Genomic DNA, 18,599 nt, shown 5'->3' with positions numbered 1-18,599 from the left:
ATCTCTGACCGGCTGAGACAACAATGCGAAATATCTATGAACGTAATAAATCTTGTCGATTGATCGACTATTTAACGCTTTTTTCAGCGAATACAAAGCGCTATATTTCAGGAATTGAAAGCAGCTTCTCAAATGAAGCTTTAAATAAGTGAACAGAATTATCTGTAAATAAGAAAATGGCCAGCGATTACGGCAAAAAGCGCCGCTCAGATTGATCATTTGATGGCAAACGAGGCGGGAGAAATGGCCTTCCGGACTGCCCTCACGCTCCGCCGGCGACTGTCCCGTCGCAGAGGTGAGGGCCTGCTCATTGCTTTATTTGGCCAGCGTGGCCTTAATCACTTCAGCGAATGGCGTGGTCGGACGGCCGATCAGCTGGCTCAGCGTCTGGCTGTCGTCATACAGCCCACCCTGGGCGGCACCGGCATCCGAGTCCGCCAGCAGTTCGGCCAGTGGCGTGGGTAAACCGGCTCCGATCAGCGCCGCGCTGAACTCCGCAGGCGGCAGGTTAACGTACTCCACCTTTTCGCCGGACTGACGGGCAATCTCCGCGCTGAATTCCGCCAGCGTGTAGCTGTCATCACCGGCCAGTTCATACACTTTGCCCGCCTGATCGTCACGGCTGATCACCTCCGCCGCCGCGGCTGCGTAATCCGCGCGCGCCGCCGACGCGATGCGCCCGCTGCCCGCCGCGCCGATAAAGGCATGGTGCGCTAATGCCGGTGCGATGCTGGCCGCGTAGTTTTCGGTGTACCAGCCGTTACGCAGCAGGGCATAAGGGATGCCTGAAGCCTGCAGCAGCGCTTCGGTGGCGCGATGCTCCACGCCGAGACCCAGCGGTGAAGTATCCGCGTGCAGCAGGCTGGTGTAAGCGATAAATGACACGCCTGCGGCTTTGGCGGCGTCAATCACCGCCTGATGTTGTGCTTCGCGCTGGCCGACTTCGCTGGAGGAGATCAGCAGCACTTTAGCCACGCCGGCAAAGGCGCTGGGCAGCGTTTGCGGCTGATTATAATCCGCTGTACGCAGCGCGACGCCGAGCGCCTGCAGGTCCTGCGCTTTTTCCGGTGAACGCACCAGCGCGATGATCTCGCTGGCCGGGACTTTTTCCAGCAGCGCTTTAATCACTAAACGGCCGAGCTGGCCGCTGGCTCCGGTAATCGCAATCATGTTGTTTCCCTCAGGTTGTACTGGTATGAAAACAGCCTACGAGATAAGCTAACTTTTAGTAAGTACTTACAGAATTGTTAGTTTGGGCGGAGCGAAGTAAATGGCTGAAAACCTGAGTGATAAATTTTCCCGGGGCGAATTGCTCAATGTGAACTGTCCGTCACGTGAAGTGTTAAAGCGGATTACCAGCCGCTGGAGCGTGCTGGTGTTACTGGCATTGCGCGCCGAAACGCTGCGCTTTAGCGAACTGCGGCGCCGGATTGGTGGCGTCAGCGAACGCATGCTGGCGCAGACGCTGCGTTACATGGAAGAGGATGGCTTTATCGAGCGTATTGCCTATGACGTGGTGCCGCCGCACGTGGAGTACCGGCTGACGGCGCTGGGGCATGAGGTGGAAGGACAGGTGATCGGCCTCGCCGACTGGCTGGAGAGTAATGTCCACCGCATCCTCAAAGCGCCGCAAACGGCGTGACTGCCGCGCGGCGCGCCAGGCTCAGGCGGGCAAATATTTCGCAAACCAGTCAAGCGTGCGACGCCATGCCAGATCGGCGGCGGCCTGGTCGTAGCGCGGCGTGGAGTCGTTGTGGAAGCCGTGGTTCACGCCGGGATAAATATAGGCTTCATAGGTTTTATGCTGCGCCTGCAGCGCGGCTTCATAGGCTGGCCAGCCTTCGTTGATGCCTTTGTCCAGTGCGGCATAGTGCAGCAGCAGCGGCGCCTGAATGCGCGCCACATCTTCCGCTTTTGGCTGGCGGCCATAGAACGGCACGGCGCAGGCCAGTTCGGGAAAGGCCACTGCCGCCGCATTGGCTACGCCGCCGCCATAACAGAAGCCGGTGATGCCGACCTTGCCGCTCCCCTCAGGATGCTGCATCAGGAAATCGACCGCCGCAAAGAAATCGTTCATCAGCTTGGTCGGATCGACTTTCGCCTGCATCGCACGGCCCTCTTCATCATTGCCCGGATAGCCGCCCAGCGAACTTAAGCCATCCGGCGCCAGCGCAATATAGCCCGCTTTGGCGACGCGTCTTGCCACGTCTTCAATGTAAGGATTCAGGCCGCGATTCTCGTGCACCACCACCACGGCACCTACCTTGCCGCTGGCGTGAGCCGGCCGCACCAGATAGCCGCGTACCTCACCATGACCCTGCGGTGAAGGGTAGTGAATATAGTCGGCGTTGATATCGGGATCGGTAAACGATACCTGCTGCGCCAGCGCATAGTTGGGGCTCATGGCGCTGAGCAGGGTGGCTCCGGTCATACCGGCAATGGTGAACTTTGCGGCCAGCGTCAGAAACTCGCGCTTGCTGATACGACCGTGCGCATAGTAGTCATAAAGCTCAAGCAGTTCCTGGGGAAAATCCTGGGCGGTAAGACGGGTCATAACCTCTCCTTCGCTGATTAACCGGACTGTGCTGCTTTAACAAAGCACAGCCTGACGCCGCTGGCAAATGCCGTGCCCCAGCAGGTTAATGCGCGATGGCTCACAAAATGTCACCTAAAGGCAGCAAATTAATTTCTTTTTGGTCTATAAAAATTATCTTTTAATTAACAAAGTTTCTTTTTGGCTGCTGTGCAGGAAATTTTACAGCGTAACGTGACAGCGCGGTCCGCTGCCGTTTTGTCTGGCGCAGTAATTAACAACTAAATTAGCCAGTTACCTGATTTAAGCATTTTCTTCTCGCTGTGCTTAATAACAAGATTGTTACAATGAATCACGTGCTTTAACCTTAACTTAGTGATTTTAAACAAGTAGTTTCTGGCGAAAACAATGATCGAAATCAAAAAATACTGTTATAGTTTTAGCCATTCCCACTGTTTCTTTTTGTTCTCGCCGCTTGCCTTACAATTGGCGTGAATCTCTTCCGACGTCGCAAAATAATAAATTTTGTGCGTCAAACTTGTTAATTATAAGTAAAAATTCGGTGTAATCTTGTGGCAAAGAGGTAAGCAATGTTTGGATTAGATGCCTTCCACCTGGCCAGGATTCAGTTCGCCTTTACTGTTTCCTTCCATATTATTTTCCCGGCCATCACCATCGGTCTCGCCAGTTTCCTGGCGGTGCTCGAAGGCATGTGGCTGAAAACCCGTAACGAGACCTATCGCGATCTCTACCATTTCTGGTCGAAAGTCTTTGCCGTTAACTTCGGCATGGGCGTGGTGTCCGGACTGGTGATGGCGTACCAGTTTGGTACCAACTGGAGCGGTTTCTCGCAGTTTGCCGGCAGTATTACCGGTCCGCTGCTGACGTATGAAGTGCTCACCGCCTTCTTCCTTGAAGCCGGCTTCCTCGGCGTGATGCTGTTTGGCTGGAACCGCGTCGGACCGGGTCTGCACTTCTTTGCCACCTGCATGGTCGCGCTCGGCACCATCATCTCGACCTTCTGGATCCTGGCGTCCAACAGCTGGATGCACACTCCTCAGGGTTACATCATTGAAAATGGCATCGTGGTGCCGCAGGACTGGTTCAAGATTGTCTTCAACCCGTCGTTCCCGTACCGCCTGTTCCATATGTCGGTGGCGGCCTTCCTCGCCAGCGCCTTCTTTGTGGGCGCGTCTGGCGCGTGGCATCTGCTGCGCGGTAACGACAATCCGGCCATCCGTAAAATGTTCTCCATGGCACTGTGGATGGCGCTGATAGTGGCACCGATTCAGGCGATGATCGGCGATGCGCACGGCCTGAACACCCTTGAGCATCAGCCAGCGAAAATTGCGGCGATTGAAGGCCACTGGGAGAACCCGCCGGGCGAAGCCACGCCGCTGATCCTGTTTGGTATTCCGGATATGGATGAAGAGCGCACCAAATATGCGCTGGAAGTGCCGTACCTCGGCAGCCTGATTTTGACCCACAGCCTGGATAAGCAGGTGCCGGCGCTGAAGAGCTTCCCGAAAGAGGATCGCCCGAATTCGCTGGTGATTTTCTGGTCGTTCCGCGTCATGGTGGCGATGGGCCTGCTGATGATCACCCTTGGCGTGCTGAGCCTGTGGCTGCGTTACCGCAAGCGGTTGTACAGCTCGCGGCCGTTCCTGTGGTTCGCCCTGCTGATGGGCCCGTCCGGCCTGATCGCGATTCTGGCAGGCTGGTTTACCACCGAGATTGGTCGTCAGCCGTGGGTGGTGTATGGCGTGCAGCGCACCATTGATGCGGTGTCGGCGCACGGCGACCTGCACATGAGTATCAGCCTGCTGGCCTTCATCCTCGTCTATTCGTCGGTGTTTGGTGTCGGCTATGTCTACATGATGCGCCTGATTAAGAAAGGTCCGCTGACCGGCGAAGGTAAAGATGTGCGCCACGGTGGTCCGGGGCAGGGCAAAACGCCTGCGCGTCCGCTTTCTGCTGCCCATGAGAGCCTGAACGAACCGCAGGAGGGTAAATAAATGATCGATTTCTCCATTATCTGGTTCGCCATTATCGTGTTCGCCACCCTGATGTATATCGTGATGGATGGCTTCGATCTCGGCATCGGTATTCTGTTCCCGTTCAATAAAGATGCGGTTGAGCGCGACATGATGGTGAATACCGTTGCGCCGGTGTGGGATGGCAACGAAACCTGGCTGGTGCTGGGCGGTGCCGGTCTGTACGGTGCGTTCCCGCTGGCCTATTCGGTGATTGCCGATGCGCTGGCCATTCCGCTCACCGCGATGCTGATTGGCCTGATTTTCCGTGGCGTAGCGTTTGAGTTCCGCTTTAAGGCCACCGAAGAGCACCGCGCGTTCTGGGATAAATCGTTTATTGCCGGCTCGCTGCTGGCGACCTTCAGCCAGGGCGTTGCGGTCGGTGCGATTATCGACGGTTTCCCGGTAAAAGGTCGCGAGTTTGCTGGCTCGGCGATGGACTGGCTGGCGCCATTCCCGCTGTTCTGCGGCGTCGGTCTGGTGGTGGCGTATGCGCTGCTGGGCTGTACCTGGCTGATCATGAAAACCGAACATGAGCTGCACCGTAAGATGTCCGCGCTGGCGACACCGCTGGTGATCGCGCTGCTGCTGATTGTCGGGATTATCAGTCTGTGGACGCCGTTCACCCACGATGCGATTGCGCACCGCTGGTTCAGCCGTCCTAACCTGTTCTGGTTCCTGCCGGTGCCGGTGCTGGTACTGCTGTGTTCGTGGGGCATCGTGCGCGCCATCAAGCGCGAGGCGCATTACTCGCCGTTCCTGCTGACGCTGGCGCTGGTGTTTCTCGGCTTCTCTGGTCTTGGCATCAGCGTATGGCCGCACATCATTCCGCCGGCGATCACCATCTGGGATGCCGCGTCACCGCCGCAGAGCCAGGCCTTTATGCTGGTGGGGAGTTTGCTGATTATTCCGGTGATTCTGGGTTACACCTTCTGGAGTTACTACGTGTTCCGCGGAAAAATCAAAGCCGACGAGGGATACCACTAATATGCAAACCGAGGTCAGCGATATGAATAACCCTACTGAAACGAAAGCCCCCTGGTGGAAGCGCGTGCTGTGGTTAGTCATTATTTACGGCGCAAGCGTGCTGGCACTGGGCGTGGTGGCATCACTGTTTCGTATGATGATGACGGCAGCGGGCATGCGTTCGCACTGAGTTGTCGATAAGGGCAGGCACGCCTGCCCGGTATTATCGGTCGCCTTCAATGGCGACCTGACAAGGTGATGCACGATATTCGTAGGGTGCGCATTAATGCGCACCGCTATGCGCAGGCAAATCACTGCTCAACGATGCGATGCCATTAAGACGATAAAAGTTAGTCACCTAAGCAATTAATGCTTTTCCCGTCCCGCTGTCTTTACTCTTCCTTACGTTATCCATACGATTTTGTTATATTTATGTGACGGATAACGCAAAAGCACCGCCTTTCCCAACCCATTCAATTAAAAAAATGCTCAGCCTGAACCTGAAAAAACAGTACATCAACGATCTGGTGGACTGGATCGAGGCCAATCTGACCGACGAGCTCAATATCGATCTGATTACCCTGAAATCCGGTTACTCCAAGTGGCACATGCAACGCATGTTCAAAGAGATGACCGGCCAGACGCTGGCCTCGTACACGCGCAAACGTCGTCTGACGTTGTCTGCCATGGCGCTGCGCCTGACCAGCATGCCGCTTATCGATATCGCCGTGCGGTTTGGCTTTGATAATCAGCAAAACTTTACCCGGGTGTTCAAAAGCCACTTCGCCATGACGCCGGGCGCTTACCGCCGCATCCCGGAGATGCAGATGAAAGATTTCCACAGCCGCATTTCAACCCAGCGGCAGTGGGTGAGCGCGCGCCTGGCCGAAAAGCCGGAGCTGAAGTTGTGCGGAGAAGTGATTGAGTGGGAGTGCCGCTTTGGCGAATACATTGATCATCACAATCACGTGGTGGCGCAGCATACGCGTGATTTCATCGCTTTCGCTGGCCAGCACGTGCAGCGTGGCTGGCTCGGTTTCCAGTTCAGTCCGGGCGTCAACTCCAGCGACCAGCAGCATATCAGCCTGTTCCAGGCGCTGGAGAGCCAGTACGCCGATGTGCTGACCGGTAATGTGCAGAACTGGACCGGTGAGAGCGGACTGTATGCGGAGATCGACTGGCACGGTGCGCCGGAAGAGATCAATGCCTTTACCGCAGAGGTGTATTACAACCATCTGCCTGCGCTCGGCGTGGCGCGACGTCCGGGTAAAGATCTGATCAAGCTGGACCTGCGTTATAGCACGCCGGATCTGCTGCAGGGCACGTTCTACATTCCGGTTAAGGTCGGATAATGCATATTTCGTGCGGTAAACTGTGACAAACCGCACGATTTTATAAAATCCTGCGCCTGACTGGCGTAAAATCCTTCACTGAAACCTGACTGACCGTGGAAAACGCTGTTTGCCACCTCTCAGGCTGGATCATCACCTGCATATCTGGTCCATTCCGGGCCGCTATAGTGAAAAGACAAAAATTATGCGACTTCTACCGTTGTTACTTTCAACAGCGCTTGTGGCGTTTTCCGCGCTGGCAAGTGCCCAGATGGCTGAGCCTTTCTCACCGCCAGGCGGCCTGCATCCGCATCAGCCGCATTGCGCCCAGCACGAGATTGCCGGCGACAATGCGCTGCCTCAGCAGCATAGCGATGACGTAACACTGCTGACCTGCACCAACCACCAGGCCTGATGGCGCGCCTGGCTTCCTTCATGCCGGTTAAGTAAAGAATCTGCCAGCCGCTCAGTTTCGTCGCGGCGCGATTTATCGTGCCCGCGCACCCCTTCATTTCCCGTTTTAAGCCTTTATTCGGAAATTCCGAGTAATAAACGAGACATAAGCTGCTTTTAACGAGGTGTCTCAGCCGCTAAACTTCTCCACCAAATGTCTCTGCTCAGGAGGAGTTGTGAACAAACCCCGTAGTATTCGAAGCTTGCTGAAAAGCTTTATCGAAAGTGACGCCAGCAACGGCATGGTGCTGATTCTGGCGGCCGTGGCGGCGATGGTGCTGGCCAATAATGCCGCCACCGCGCAGGGCTATCAAACGCTGCTGGCAGAGCCGGTACAAATTCGCTTCGGCGCACTGGATATCAGCAAAAATCTGCTGTTGTGGATTAATGATGCGCTAATGGCGCTGTTCTTTTTGCTGATTGGCCTCGAAGTGAAGCGCGAGCTGATCACCGGTGAGCTGGCCAGCCGCGATCGTGCCATCTTCCCGGTGATTGCGGCGGTGGGTGGGATGGTCGCACCGGCGCTCATCTTCCTGCTGTTTAACCATGATAACGACATTGCCCGCAACGGCTGGGCCATCCCGACCGCCACCGACATTGCCTTTGCACTCGGCGTGCTGGCGCTGCTTGGCAGTCGCGTACCGGCGGCGCTGAAAGTGTTCCTGATGGCGCTGGCCATCATTGACGATCTCGGTGCCATCGTGATTATTGCGCTGTTCTACACCAGCGATCTGTCGGTGCTGTCGCTGAGCGTGGCAGCCGGTGCCATCGTGCTGCTGGCGATCCTCAATCGCTGCGGTGTACGCAACATCGCGGTGTATATGCTGGTGGGCGTGGTGCTGTGGACCGCGGTGCTGAAGTCCGGCGTGCACGCCACGCTGGCAGGCGTCGTGGTGGGCTTCTTCGTGCCGCTGGAGGAGAAAGAGGGTCACTCACCGGCTGAGCACCTGGCGCATGGCCTGATGCCGTGGGTCAACTGGCTGATCCTGCCGCTGTTCGCGTTCGCCAACGCCGGTATTTCACTCAGCGGCATCACCTTTGGCGATGTGCTGTCGCCGGAGCCGCTCGGCATCATCCTGGGTCTGCTGATTGGTAAACCGCTGGGCATTACACTGTTCTGCTGGCTGGCGGTGAAGATGCGGCTGGCGGCGCTGCCAGGCAGTACCACCATTCGCGACATCATGGCGATCGGCGTGCTGTGCGGCATCGGCTTTACCATGTCGATCTTCATCAGCTCGCTGGCGTTTGACGCCGCGCATGAACAGCTGGTGACATTCTCGAAATTGGGCATTCTTAGTGGTTCGCTGCTGTCGGCGGTGATTGGTTACACGCTGCTGCGCATCAAACTGCGCTAATAAGGGGAGGCGCAAGCCTCCTTAATCGTATGAATCAGCTCAATTTTAATCATCTCTATTACTTCTGGCAGGTGTGCAAAACCGGTTCGGTGGTGCGCGCCGCTGAAGTCTTGTGCCTGACGCCGCAAACCGTAACCGGCCAGATCAAGGCGCTGGAAGAGCAGCTAAATGGCGTGCTGTTTCGCCGTCAGGGGCGCGGTCTGGTGCCTACCGAGCTGGGCCAGCTGGTGTTCCGCTATGCCGATCGCATGTTTATGCTCAGCCAGGAAATGCTCGACATCGTTAACTATCGCAAGGAGTCGCATCTGCTGTTTGATGTTGGCGTGGCGGATGCGCTGTCGAAACAGCTGGTGAGCAAGGTGCTGGAAGCCGCGGTGATGGCCGGCGAGAAACTACAGCTGCGCTGCTTTGAATCAACGCATGAAATGCTGCTGGAGCAGCTCAGCCAGCACAAGCTGGATATGATCCTCTCCGACTGCCCGATTGATTCTACCCAGCAGGCCGGGCTGTTTTCGCTCAAGCTTGGTGAGTGCCCGGTCAGCTTCTGGTGTAATGCGCCATTGCCTGAGCTGCCGTTTCCCGCCTGTCTGGAGCAGCGGCGCCTGCTGCTGCCGGGCCGGCGTTCGATGCTGGGGCGCAAGCTACTGAACTGGATCCACAGCCAGGGGTTACAGGTTGAGATTCTCGGTGAGTTCGATGATGCGGCGCTGATGAAGGCGTTTGGCGCGCAGAACAACGCAATCTTTGTCGCACCGACGCTGTACGGTGACGACATCTACCGTGACGACAGCGTGCGCGAGATCGGCAGGCTGGAGACGGTGATGGAGGAGTATCACGTCATTTTTGCCGAGCGTATGATTCAGCACCCGGCGGTGCAGCGCATTTGCCATCGCGACTTTAGCGCGCTGTTCAGCCACGGATCGCAGGCATAAAAAAACCGGCGAAGCGCCGGTTCTTTTAACAAAGCGATAAACAGACGGCGATTAAGCCAGTTTGTTGATCTGTGCAGTCAGGTTTGCTTTATGACGTGCAGCTTTGTTTTTGTGGATCAGACCTTTAGCAGCCTGACGGTCCACGATTGGTTGCATTTCGTTGAATGCGTTCTGCGCAGCAGCTTTGTCGCCGGTTGCGATAGCCGCGTATACTTTCTTGATGAAAGTACGCATCATAGAACGATTGCTCGCGTTATGCTTGCGACGTTTCTCAGATGTTACGGCGCGTTTCTTAGCTGATTTGATATTAGCCAAGGTCCAACTCCCAAATGTGTTCTATATGGACAAATCAAAGGCCGAGGACTATGCCTTTTGCGCCTTCTTTTGTCAATGGATTTGTGCAATAAAGCGTCGTTTTAACCACGACACCCGCTTACGTAATTGATGGCGCAAGATTCTACCAGCAACACCGCGCTGAATACAGTATTTCGCAACAAAATTGTTGTGATGATGCCGGAGCCGCCCGCCAGCGGGCGCCTGACGCTGAATCAGGCGCAGGAAAGGCACGCAGACGGGTTAACCTGAACGCTATTCAAGGGTATAATCCGCCGATTTCCACCGGTTTGAGTCAGCCATGAAGTTTATCCGCGGTATTTACAATCTGAAAGAGCAGCATCGCGGCTGCGTCCTGACCATTGGTAATTTTGACGGCGTGCATCGCGGCCACCAGGCGCTGATGGCGGAGTTAATTGCCGAAGGACGTAAACGCAACCTGCCGGTGGTGGTGATGCTGTTTGAGCCGCAGCCGCTGGAGCTGTTTGCCGGCGACAAAGCGCCGGCGCGCCTCACGCGTCTGCGTGAAAAGCTCAAATACCTCGCACTGGCCGGCGTTGATGCCGTGGTGTGCGTGCGCTTCGATCGCCGTTTTGCGGCACACTCGGCACAAAGCTTTATCAGCGAACTGCTGGTCGACAAGCTCAATGTGAAATTCCTCGCAGTGGGGGATGATTTCCGCTTTGGCGCTGGTCGCCAGGGGGATTTCCTGTTATTACAGAAAGCCGGTGCGGAGTATGGCTTTGAAGTCATCAGCACCCAGACCTATTGTGATGGCGGCAAACGTATCAGCAGTACGGCGGTACGTCAGGCGCTGGCGCAGGACGATTTTGCTCAGGCGCAGCAGCTGCTCGGTCATCCGTTCAGTATTTCTGGCCGCGTGGTGCACGGTGATGCACTGGGGCGCACCATTGGTTTCCCGACCGCCAATCTCCCGCTTCGTCGCACCGTGACGCCGGTTAAAGGTGTCTTTGCGGTAGAGGTGCTGGGACTGGGCGAGCAGCCGATTCCTGGCGTGGCAAACATTGGTACGCGCCCGACGGTAAAAGGTTTACGTCAGCAGCTTGAAGTTCACCTGCTCGACACACATATGAATCTTTATGGGCGCCACATTGAGGTGGTGCTGAAGCAGAAGATTCGCGACGAACAGCGTTTCGCTTCGCTGGACGCGCTGAAAGAACAAATTGCGAAAGATGTGGTGACGGCCCGCCAATTTTTTGGGCTAAAAACACCGGTTTAATGACCGAAATACGGAACCGAGAATCTGATGAGTGACTATAAATCTACCCTGAATTTGCCGGAAACGGGGTTCCCGATGCGTGGCGATCTGGCCAAACGCGAACCGGGAATGCTGCAACGTTGGTATGATGACAACCTGTACGGCATCATCCGCGCAGCCAAAAAAGGGAAAAAAACCTTTATCCTGCATGATGGCCCTCCGTATGCGAACGGCAGCATTCATATTGGTCACTCAGTTAACAAGATTCTGAAAGATATTATCGTTAAGTCGAAAGGCATGGCGGGCTTTGACTCGCCGTACGTTCCGGGCTGGGACTGCCACGGCTTACCGATTGAGCACAAAGTCGAGCAGATGATCGGCAAGCCGGGCGAGAAAGTCAGCGCCGCTGAATTCCGCGCTGCCTGCCGCAACTACGCGGCGGAGCAGGTTGAAGGCCAGAAAAAGGACTTCATCCGTCTTGGCGTGCTGGGCGACTGGGATCGTCCTTATCTGACCATGGATTTCCAGACCGAAGCCAACATCATTCGCGCGCTGGGCAAGATCATCGGTAATGGCCACCTGCACAAAGGCGCCAAGCCGGTGCACTGGTGCATGGACTGCCGTTCCGCGCTGGCGGAGGCGGAAGTTGAGTATTACGACAAAACCTCACCTTCCATCGACGTAATGTTTAACGCGCTGGACGCCGACGCGGTACGCGCGAAGTTTGGCGTTGCGGCGTCGGAAGGCCCGGTTTCACTGGTGATCTGGACCACCACGCCGTGGACCATGCCAGCAAACCGCGCCATTTCACTGCACCCGGAGTTCGACTACCAGCTGGTGCAGATTGCCGGCCGCAGCCTGATCCTCGCGAAAGATCTGGTGGAATCGGTGCTGAAACGCGCGGGCATCAGCGAGTGGCAGGTGCTGGGCGAGTGTAAAGGCGCCGCGCTGGAGCTGCAGCTGTTCCAGCATCCGTTCCTTGAGCAGATCCAGTCGAAAGTGGTACTGGGTGAGCACGTCACGCTGGACGCTGGTACCGGTGCGGTGCACACCGCGCCAGGCCACGGTCCGGATGACTATGTCATCGGCCAGAAGTACGGCATCGAAACCGCTAACCCGGTCGGTCCGGACGGCGCTTATCTGCCGGGCACCTATCCAACCCTGGATGGCGTCAACGTATTTAAAGCCAACGACATGATCGTTGCGCTGCTGCAGGAAAAAGGCGCGCTGCTGCACGTGGAAAAGCTGCTGCACAGCTATCCGCATTGCTGGCGTCACAAAACGCCGATCATCTTCCGTGCTACGCCGCAGTGGTTTATCAGCATGGATCAGAAAGGTCTGCGTGCGCAGTCGCTGAAAGAGATCAAAGACGTGCAGTGGATCCCGGACTGGGGCCAGGCGCGTATCGAAGCGATGGTCGCTAACCGTCCGGACTGGTGCATCTCGCGTCAGCGTACCTGGGGCGTGCCGATGGCGCTGTTCGTCCATAAAGAGAGCGAGCAGCTGCACCCGGATACGCTGGAGCTGATGGAGAAAGTGGCGCAGCGCGTCGAGCAGGACGGTATTCAGGCGTGGTGGGATCTCGATCCGCGCGATCTGATGGGCGATGACGCCGATCACTACGTCAAAGTACCGGATACCCTCGACGTCTGGTTTGACTCCGGATCGACCAGTTTCTCGGTGGTGGATGCGCGTCCGGAATTTGAGGGACACGCCCCGGATATGTATCTGGAAGGCTCGGATCAGCATCGTGGCTGGTTCATGTCGTCGCTTATGATCTCCACGGCGATGAAGGGCAAAGCGCCTTACCGCCAGGTACTGACTCACGGCTTCACCGTCGACGGTCAGGGCCGCAAGATGTCGAAATCAATCGGCAACACCGTGGCACCGCAGGACGTGATGGACAAGCTGGGCGCGGATATTCTGCGTCTGTGGGTGGCCTCAACCGACTACTCCGGTGAGATGGCGGTATCCGACGAAATCCTGAAACGTGCCGCCGATAGCTATCGCCGTATCCGTAATACCGCGCGCTTCCTGCTGGCTAACCTTGCAGGCTTCAACCCGGCGACCGACTGCGTCAGCCCGGAAGAGATGGTGGTGGTGGATCGCTGGGCTGTCGGCCGTGCGCTGGCGGCACAGCAGGATATCGTGCAGTCCTACGAGAACTACGATTTCCACGAAGTGGTGCAGCGTCTGATGCACTTCTGCTCCATCGAGATGGGCTCGTTCTACCTCGACGTGATCAAAGATCGTCAGTACACCGCGAAGGGCGACAGCCTGGCGCGTCGCAGCTGCCAGACCGCGCTGTGGCATATCGCTGAAGCGCTGGTGCGCTGGATGGCGCCGATCATGTCGTTCACCGCCGATGAGATCTGGGGCTATCTGCCTGGCGAGCGTCCACAGTATGTGTTCACCGAAGAGTGGTATCAGGGCCTGTTTGGCCTGGCGCAGGACGAAGCGCTGAACGATGCGTACTGGGCAGAACTGCTGAAAGTGCGCGGTGAAGTGAACAAGGTGATCGAGCAGGCGCGCAGCGATAAGCGCATCGGCGGCGCACTGGAAGCCACCGTTACGCTGTATGCCGATCCGGAACTGGCGGCGAAGCTGCAGGCGCTGGGCGATGAGCTGCGTTTCGTGCTGCTGACCTCGGGCGCGACCGTGGCGGATTACGTGACGGCCAGCGACGAAGCGCAGCAGAGCGAACTGTTAAAAGGTCTGAAAATCGCGCTGCACAAAGCAGAAGGCGAGAAATGCCCGCGCTGCTGGCATTACACTACTGACGTCGGCCAGAATCCGGAGCATGCTGCGGTGTGTGGACGTTGCTACACCAACGTAGCCGGAAACGGTGAAGTGCGGAAATTTGCCTGATGAGTAAACTGTGCTCAACCGGACTGCGCTGGGTATGGCTGGTGCTGGTGGTGATCGTCATCGATTTTGCCAGCAAGCAGTGGGTCATGGACAACATGATGCTGCATGAAACTCAGCCGCTGATGCCGTTCCTGAACCTGTTCTACGCGCACAACTATGGCGCGGCGTTCAGCTTCCTGGCAGACAAAGGTGGCTGGCAGCGCTGGTTCTTTGCCGGCATTGCCATCGCCATTGTGGTGTCGCTGCTGGTGATGATGTATCGCAACCGCGCCAGTAATAAATTAACCAACATCGCCTACGCGCTGATTATCGGCGGGGCGCTGGGTAACCTGTTTGATCGTGCCTGGCACGGCTTTGTGGTCGACTTCATCGACTTCTATGTCGGTGACTGGCACTTTGCCACCTTTAACATTGCCGACTGCGGAATCTGCATTGGTGCGGCGCTGGTGGTGCTGGAGGGTTTTCTGAGCCCGAAAGGCAAACAGGTCATGAATAAATAAGGGTAACAGATGACAGATATCGTTCAGCGCGACAGCGCGCTGCTGGTGCATTTTACACTGAAGCTGGAGGATGGCTCGACGGCTGAATCCACGCGCGCCAACGGCAAGCCTGCGCTGTTTCGTCTGGGCGATGGCAGCCTGTCGGCGGCGCTGGAGCAGGAGCTGGTCGGGCGTAAAGTGGGCGATCAGCACGCCTTTACGCTGGCGCCGGAAGACGCCTTTGGCGCTGCCAGCCCGGATCTGATCCAGTACTTCTCGCGCCGTGATTTCATCGACGCGGGCGAGCCGGAAGTTGGTGCCATCATGCTGTTCAGCGGCATGGGCGGCAGCGAAATGCCGGGCGTGATTCGTGAAATTTCCGGTGACTCAATCACCGTCGATTTCAACCATCCGCTGGCGGGTCAGCGCATTAAATTTGAGATTGAAGTGCTGGAGATCGATCCGGTGCTGGAGGCCAGTGATGCAAATCCTGTTAGCTAACCCACGCGGCTTCTGTGCCGGCGTTGACCGCGCCATCAGCATCGTCGAGCGGGCGCTGGAGATGTATGGCGCGCCGATTTATGTGCGCCACGAAGTGGTGCATAACCGCTACGTGGTTAGCAGCCTGCGCGAGCGCGGTGCGATCTTCATTGAAGAGATCAGTGAAGTACCGGACAACGCGATTCTGATCTTCTCGGCACACGGGGTTTCCCAGGCGGTACGCGCTGAAGCAAAAGCGCGCAGCCTCACTATGCTGTTTGACGCCACCTGTCCGCTGGTGACCAAGGTGCATATGGAAGTGGCGCGCGCCAGCCGTAAAGGGGTGGAAGCGATCCTTATCGGCCACGCCGGTCATCCGGAAGTGGAAGGCACCATGGGCCAGTACAGCAACCCTAACGGCGGCATGTATCTGGTGGAGTCGCCAGAGGATGTGTTTAAGCTGCAGGTTAAAGATGAAAGCAATTTGTGCTTCATGACGCAGACCACGCTGTCGGTGGATGATACCTCGGACGTCATTGACGCGCTGCGTCAGCGCTTCCCGGCCATCATCGGACCGCGAAAAGATGACATTTGCTATGCCACCACCAACCGCCAGGAAGCGGTGCGCGTGCTGGCGCAGGATGCGGATGTGGTGCTGGTGGTCGGCTCGAAAAACTCCTCCAACTCAAACCGTCTGGCAGAGCTGGCGCAGCGTGCCGGCAAGCTGGCGAAGCTGATTGATTCTGCGGACGATATTCAGGAAGAGTGGGTTAAAGGCGTGCAGTGTATCGGCGTAACCGCCGGCGCTTCGGCTCCGGATATTCTGGTGCAGCAGGTCATTCAGCGCCTGCGTGAGCTGGGCGGCGAAGCGGCAATTGAGCTGATTGGCCGTGAAGAGAATATTGTGTTTGAAGTGCCGAAAGAGCTACGCGTTGACGTACGCAACGTGCAGTAAGCGCTTCAATTTGCTCACAGAAACAGGCCGACAATGTTCGGCCTTTTCTTTATCCTTTATGACCTCAGCCGTGACTTCCAGCCGGCGGGATTGCTTTTACTGATAATCCGCGACGGCTGGCCTAAAATTCTTATTATCCCGTTATTATTGTGGCGTGACTGTTATCTGACCGTTAACCTGTTAACGCTTTGCATGCATAGTTTTGTATCAGGAATGAATAAATATGAGTGAAATCCGCATTGCTATTGTTGGTGCGCCGGGTCGCATGGGACGCAATCTGATTCAGGCCGCACAGCAGGCGGAAGGCGTGGTGTTAGGCGCGGCGCTGGCACGCAGCGGTTCCTCGCTGCTGGGTGCGGATGCCGGTGAACTGGCAGGGATCGGCAAAACCGGCGTACGGGTAACCGACGATCTGCTGCAGGTGGTGAATGATTTCGATGTGCTGATCGACTTCACCCGCCCGGAAGGCACGCTCGAGTATCTGGCGTTCTGCCGTCAGCATCAGAAAGCGATGGTGATTGGCACCACGGGTTTCGATGACGCCGGCAAGGCAGCCATCCGTGCGGCGGCTGAAGAGATTGGCATCGTGTTCGCCGCGAATTTCAGCGTAGGCGTCAATCTGGTGCTGAATCTGCTACAGCAGGCGGCAAAAGTGATGGGTGACTATGCGGATATCGAGATTGTCGAAGCGCATCACCGCCACAAAGTGGATGCGCCATCAGGCACGGCGCTGGCGATGGGAGAGGCGATTGCCGACGCCATGCACTGGAAGCTAAATGAGCACGCGGTATACGCGCGCGAAGGTCACACCGGTGAGCGCAAGGCGCAGACCATCGGTTTTGCTACCGTACGCGCGGGCGATATTGTCGGTGAGCATACTGCGATGTTTGCGGATATCGGCGAGCGCGTAGAGATTACGCACAAGGCTTCCAGCCGTATGACCTTTGCTAACGGAGCTGTTAAGGCCGCCGCATGGTTGAAAGACAAAAAATCTGGCCTTTATGATATGCGTGATGTGCTGGATTTAACGATGTTGTGAGTGTTGTGAACCATCGTGATGTGGTTATTTCAATCGGTAAGATATTGATTGAGCAGGGCAATGTGATCATTGCCCTTTATTTTGTCTTAAAAATAGCGCTCTGATAGTGTTTTTTGATTAGGGTGGCTGTTTTTGCGCTTTATCTGTGATTTTTGAATCATCGAATGGCTGTTTTTGACCATTTGGTCAAAAATTTATGCTCGCCAAGCCTGTTTCGTCATTATTTGCCTCAGGCAACCGATTATTCTCGTGAGATGTTTCGCTATTTTATCGCCTTGCGTCACTTTTAACATTCAGTAGCCCGAAATATACAAAAAAATAACCACTCAGGGTAGACAATCACAAGGTCGATCATTAGAATGCGCGCAATTTGCCAAAAATCGAGCGGTCAGGCGGTTTTTGCATTGATTCAGCGCATCATTTTGAATTAATATGCAGATATTGTGACTGTTTATTCCCTGGAGGATGTTTTGATTAAGTCAGCGCTCTTGGTTCTGGAAGACGGAACCCAATTCCACGGTCGGGCCATCGGGGCAACGGGATCGGCAGTGGGGGAGGTCGTTTTCAATACGTCAATGACCGGTTATCAAGAAATCCTCACTGATCCTTCCTATTCCCGCCAGATCGTCACCCTCACTTATCCTCATATCGGCAACGTTGGTGCCAATGCCGCCGATGAAGAATCCAGTCAAATCCATGCTCAGGGCCTCGTCATTCGCGATCTGCCGCTGATTACCAGCAACTTCCGCAGCGAAGAGAGCCTGTCAGCCTATCTGCAGCGCAACAATATTGTCGGTATCGCCGATATCGATACGCGCAAGCTGACGCGCCTGCTGCGTGAGAAAGGGGCACTGAACGGCTGCATCATCGCCGGCGACAGCCCGGATGCGGCGCTGGCGCTGCAAAAAGCGCAGGCGTTCCCGGGCCTGAAAGGCATGGACCTGGCGAAAGAAGTGACCACGGCGGAAACCTACGCATGGCAACAGGGAAGCTGGGCGCTGAAAGGAGGCCTGCCTGAGCAGCAAAGTGCCGACGCGCTGCCGTTCCACGTGGTGGCGTATGACTACGGCGCCAAGCGCAACATCCTGCGCATGCTGGTGGATCGCGGCTGTCGCCTGACAGTTGTACCGGCGCAAACGCCGGCAGATGAGGTGCTGGCGCTGAATCCGGACGGGATTTTCCTGTCGAATGGCCCTGGCGACCCGGAGCCGTGCGACTACGCCATCAGCGCGATTCAGGCCTTCCTGAAAACCGACATTCCGGTGTTTGGTATCTGCCTCGGCCATCAGCTGCTGGCACTGGCCAGCGGCGCGAAAACCGTGAAGATGAAACTCGGCCACCACGGCGGCAACCATCCGGTGAAAGACCTCGACAACAACACCGTGATGATCACCGCGCAAAACCACGGTTTTGCCGTCGATGAAACCAACCTGCCGGCTAACCTGCGTGTGACGCATGTTTCCCTGTTTGACCAGACCGTACAGGGCATTCACCGCACCGACAAACCGGCATTCAGCTTCCAGGGACATCCGGAAGCCAGCCCAGGCCCGCACGATGCGGCGCCGCTGTTCGATCACTTTATCGAACTGATCGAAGCTTACCGTTCTAACGCGAAGTAATCAG

The 18,599-nt window shown here is 56.4% G+C and carries 18 protein-coding genes; 15 read left to right on the top strand and 3 right to left on the bottom strand.

From position 1 onward, the window contains the following. Positions 1 to 315: 315 nt before the first annotated feature. A complete protein-coding gene (locus MXF20_RS07980) occupies positions 316 to 1,170 on the bottom strand; it encodes an SDR family oxidoreductase (protein ID WP_325968680.1) in 855 nt (284 codons plus the stop codon). 100 nt (positions 1,171 to 1,270) lie between these two features. Here MXF20_RS07980 and MXF20_RS07975 point away from each other — a divergent pair, with 100 nt between their 5' ends. Then, complete coding sequence (locus MXF20_RS07975) at positions 1,271 to 1,642, top strand: helix-turn-helix domain-containing protein (RefSeq protein ID WP_325968679.1); 372 nt, start codon at positions 1,271 to 1,273, stop codon at positions 1,640 to 1,642. Between the two features lie 21 nt (positions 1,643 to 1,663). On the opposite strand, the gene yghX is transcribed toward MXF20_RS07975, so the two are convergent. Next, positions 1,664 to 2,554: a YghX family hydrolase gene (gene yghX / locus MXF20_RS07970; protein WP_325968678.1), complete on the bottom strand. Its 891-nt coding sequence runs from the start codon at positions 2,552 to 2,554 to the stop codon at positions 1,664 to 1,666. 569 nt (positions 2,555 to 3,123) lie between these two features. On the opposite strand from yghX, the gene MXF20_RS07965 reads away from it, so the two are divergent. The 7 genes from MXF20_RS07965 to nhaR all read left to right on the top strand — a co-directional run bounded on the left by MXF20_RS07965 (position 3,124) and on the right by nhaR (position 9,603). Beyond that, on the top strand, positions 3,124 to 4,548 hold the full coding sequence (locus MXF20_RS07965; RefSeq protein ID WP_325968676.1) for a cytochrome ubiquinol oxidase subunit I: 1,425 nt from the start codon (positions 3,124 to 3,126) through the stop codon (positions 4,546 to 4,548). Further along, entirely contained in the window at positions 4,549 to 5,553 is a 1,005-nt protein-coding gene (gene cydB / locus MXF20_RS07960) for a cytochrome d ubiquinol oxidase subunit II (RefSeq protein WP_325968673.1), read from the top strand. A gap of 22 nt (positions 5,554 to 5,575) precedes the next feature. Further along, entirely contained in the window at positions 5,576 to 5,722 is a 147-nt protein-coding gene (locus MXF20_RS07955) for a DUF2474 domain-containing protein (RefSeq protein WP_418936846.1), read from the top strand. Between the two features lie 295 nt (positions 5,723 to 6,017). Continuing rightward, positions 6,018 to 6,884: a helix-turn-helix domain-containing protein gene (locus MXF20_RS07950; protein ID WP_058780419.1), complete on the top strand. Its 867-nt coding sequence runs from the start codon at positions 6,018 to 6,020 to the stop codon at positions 6,882 to 6,884. Positions 6,885 to 7,134: 250 nt separating this feature from the next. Further along, complete coding sequence (locus MXF20_RS07945; protein ID WP_021507604.1) at positions 7,135 to 7,278, top strand: hypothetical protein; 144 nt, start codon at positions 7,135 to 7,137, stop codon at positions 7,276 to 7,278. Positions 7,279 to 7,492: 214 nt separating this feature from the next. Continuing rightward, entirely contained in the window at positions 7,493 to 8,671 is a 1,179-nt protein-coding gene (gene nhaA / locus MXF20_RS07940; protein WP_325968671.1) for a Na+/H+ antiporter NhaA, read from the top strand. 29 nt (positions 8,672 to 8,700) lie between these two features. After that, a complete protein-coding gene (nhaR, locus tag MXF20_RS07935) occupies positions 8,701 to 9,603 on the top strand; it encodes a transcriptional activator NhaR (protein WP_325968669.1) in 903 nt (300 codons plus the stop codon). Positions 9,604 to 9,654: 51 nt separating this feature from the next. Here the strand turns inward: nhaR and rpsT are convergent, their stop codons facing one another. Continuing rightward, entirely contained in the window at positions 9,655 to 9,918 is a 264-nt protein-coding gene (gene rpsT, locus MXF20_RS07930) for a 30S ribosomal protein S20 (RefSeq protein ID WP_013507813.1), read from the bottom strand. A 319-nt stretch (positions 9,919 to 10,237) separates the two neighbouring features. Here rpsT and ribF point away from each other — a divergent pair, with 319 nt between their 5' ends. The 7 genes from ribF to carA all read left to right on the top strand — a co-directional run bounded on the left by ribF (position 10,238) and on the right by carA (position 18,595). Beyond that, a complete protein-coding gene (ribF, locus tag MXF20_RS07925) occupies positions 10,238 to 11,176 on the top strand; it encodes a bifunctional riboflavin kinase/FAD synthetase (protein WP_058774845.1) in 939 nt (312 codons plus the stop codon). Between the two features lie 27 nt (positions 11,177 to 11,203). Then, on the top strand, positions 11,204 to 14,023 hold the full coding sequence (ileS, locus tag MXF20_RS07920) for an isoleucine--tRNA ligase (RefSeq protein ID WP_325968668.1): 2,820 nt from the start codon (positions 11,204 to 11,206) through the stop codon (positions 14,021 to 14,023). Then, on the top strand, positions 14,023 to 14,523 hold the full coding sequence (gene lspA / locus MXF20_RS07915) for a signal peptidase II (protein WP_325968666.1): 501 nt from the start codon (positions 14,023 to 14,025) through the stop codon (positions 14,521 to 14,523). The genes ileS and lspA overlap by 1 nt, the downstream gene beginning before the upstream one ends. A gap of 9 nt (positions 14,524 to 14,532) precedes the next feature. Beyond that, positions 14,533 to 15,003: an FKBP-type peptidyl-prolyl cis-trans isomerase gene (gene fkpB, locus MXF20_RS07910; RefSeq protein WP_325968663.1), complete on the top strand. Its 471-nt coding sequence runs from the start codon at positions 14,533 to 14,535 to the stop codon at positions 15,001 to 15,003. Further along, positions 14,984 to 15,937, top strand: coding sequence for a 4-hydroxy-3-methylbut-2-enyl diphosphate reductase (ispH, locus tag MXF20_RS07905; protein ID WP_325968662.1), 954 nt, complete (start codon positions 14,984 to 14,986; stop codon positions 15,935 to 15,937). The genes fkpB and ispH overlap by 20 nt, the downstream gene beginning before the upstream one ends. Before the next feature lie 223 nt (positions 15,938 to 16,160). After that, complete coding sequence (dapB, locus tag MXF20_RS07900; RefSeq protein ID WP_325968660.1) at positions 16,161 to 16,976, top strand: 4-hydroxy-tetrahydrodipicolinate reductase; 816 nt, start codon at positions 16,161 to 16,163, stop codon at positions 16,974 to 16,976. Positions 16,977 to 17,446: 470 nt separating this feature from the next. After that, positions 17,447 to 18,595, top strand: a complete 1,149-nt coding sequence (gene carA, locus MXF20_RS07895) for a glutamine-hydrolyzing carbamoyl-phosphate synthase small subunit (RefSeq protein ID WP_031279710.1) — start codon at positions 17,447 to 17,449, stop codon at positions 18,593 to 18,595. Positions 18,596 to 18,599: the final 4 nt, after the last annotated feature.

It is taken from the genome of Pantoea dispersa (assembly GCF_035783935.1).
GTDB classification, from domain to species: domain Bacteria; phylum Pseudomonadota; class Gammaproteobacteria; order Enterobacterales; family Enterobacteriaceae; genus Pantoea; species Pantoea dispersa_C.
This window is presented reverse-complemented; position numbering and strand designations above follow the sequence as displayed.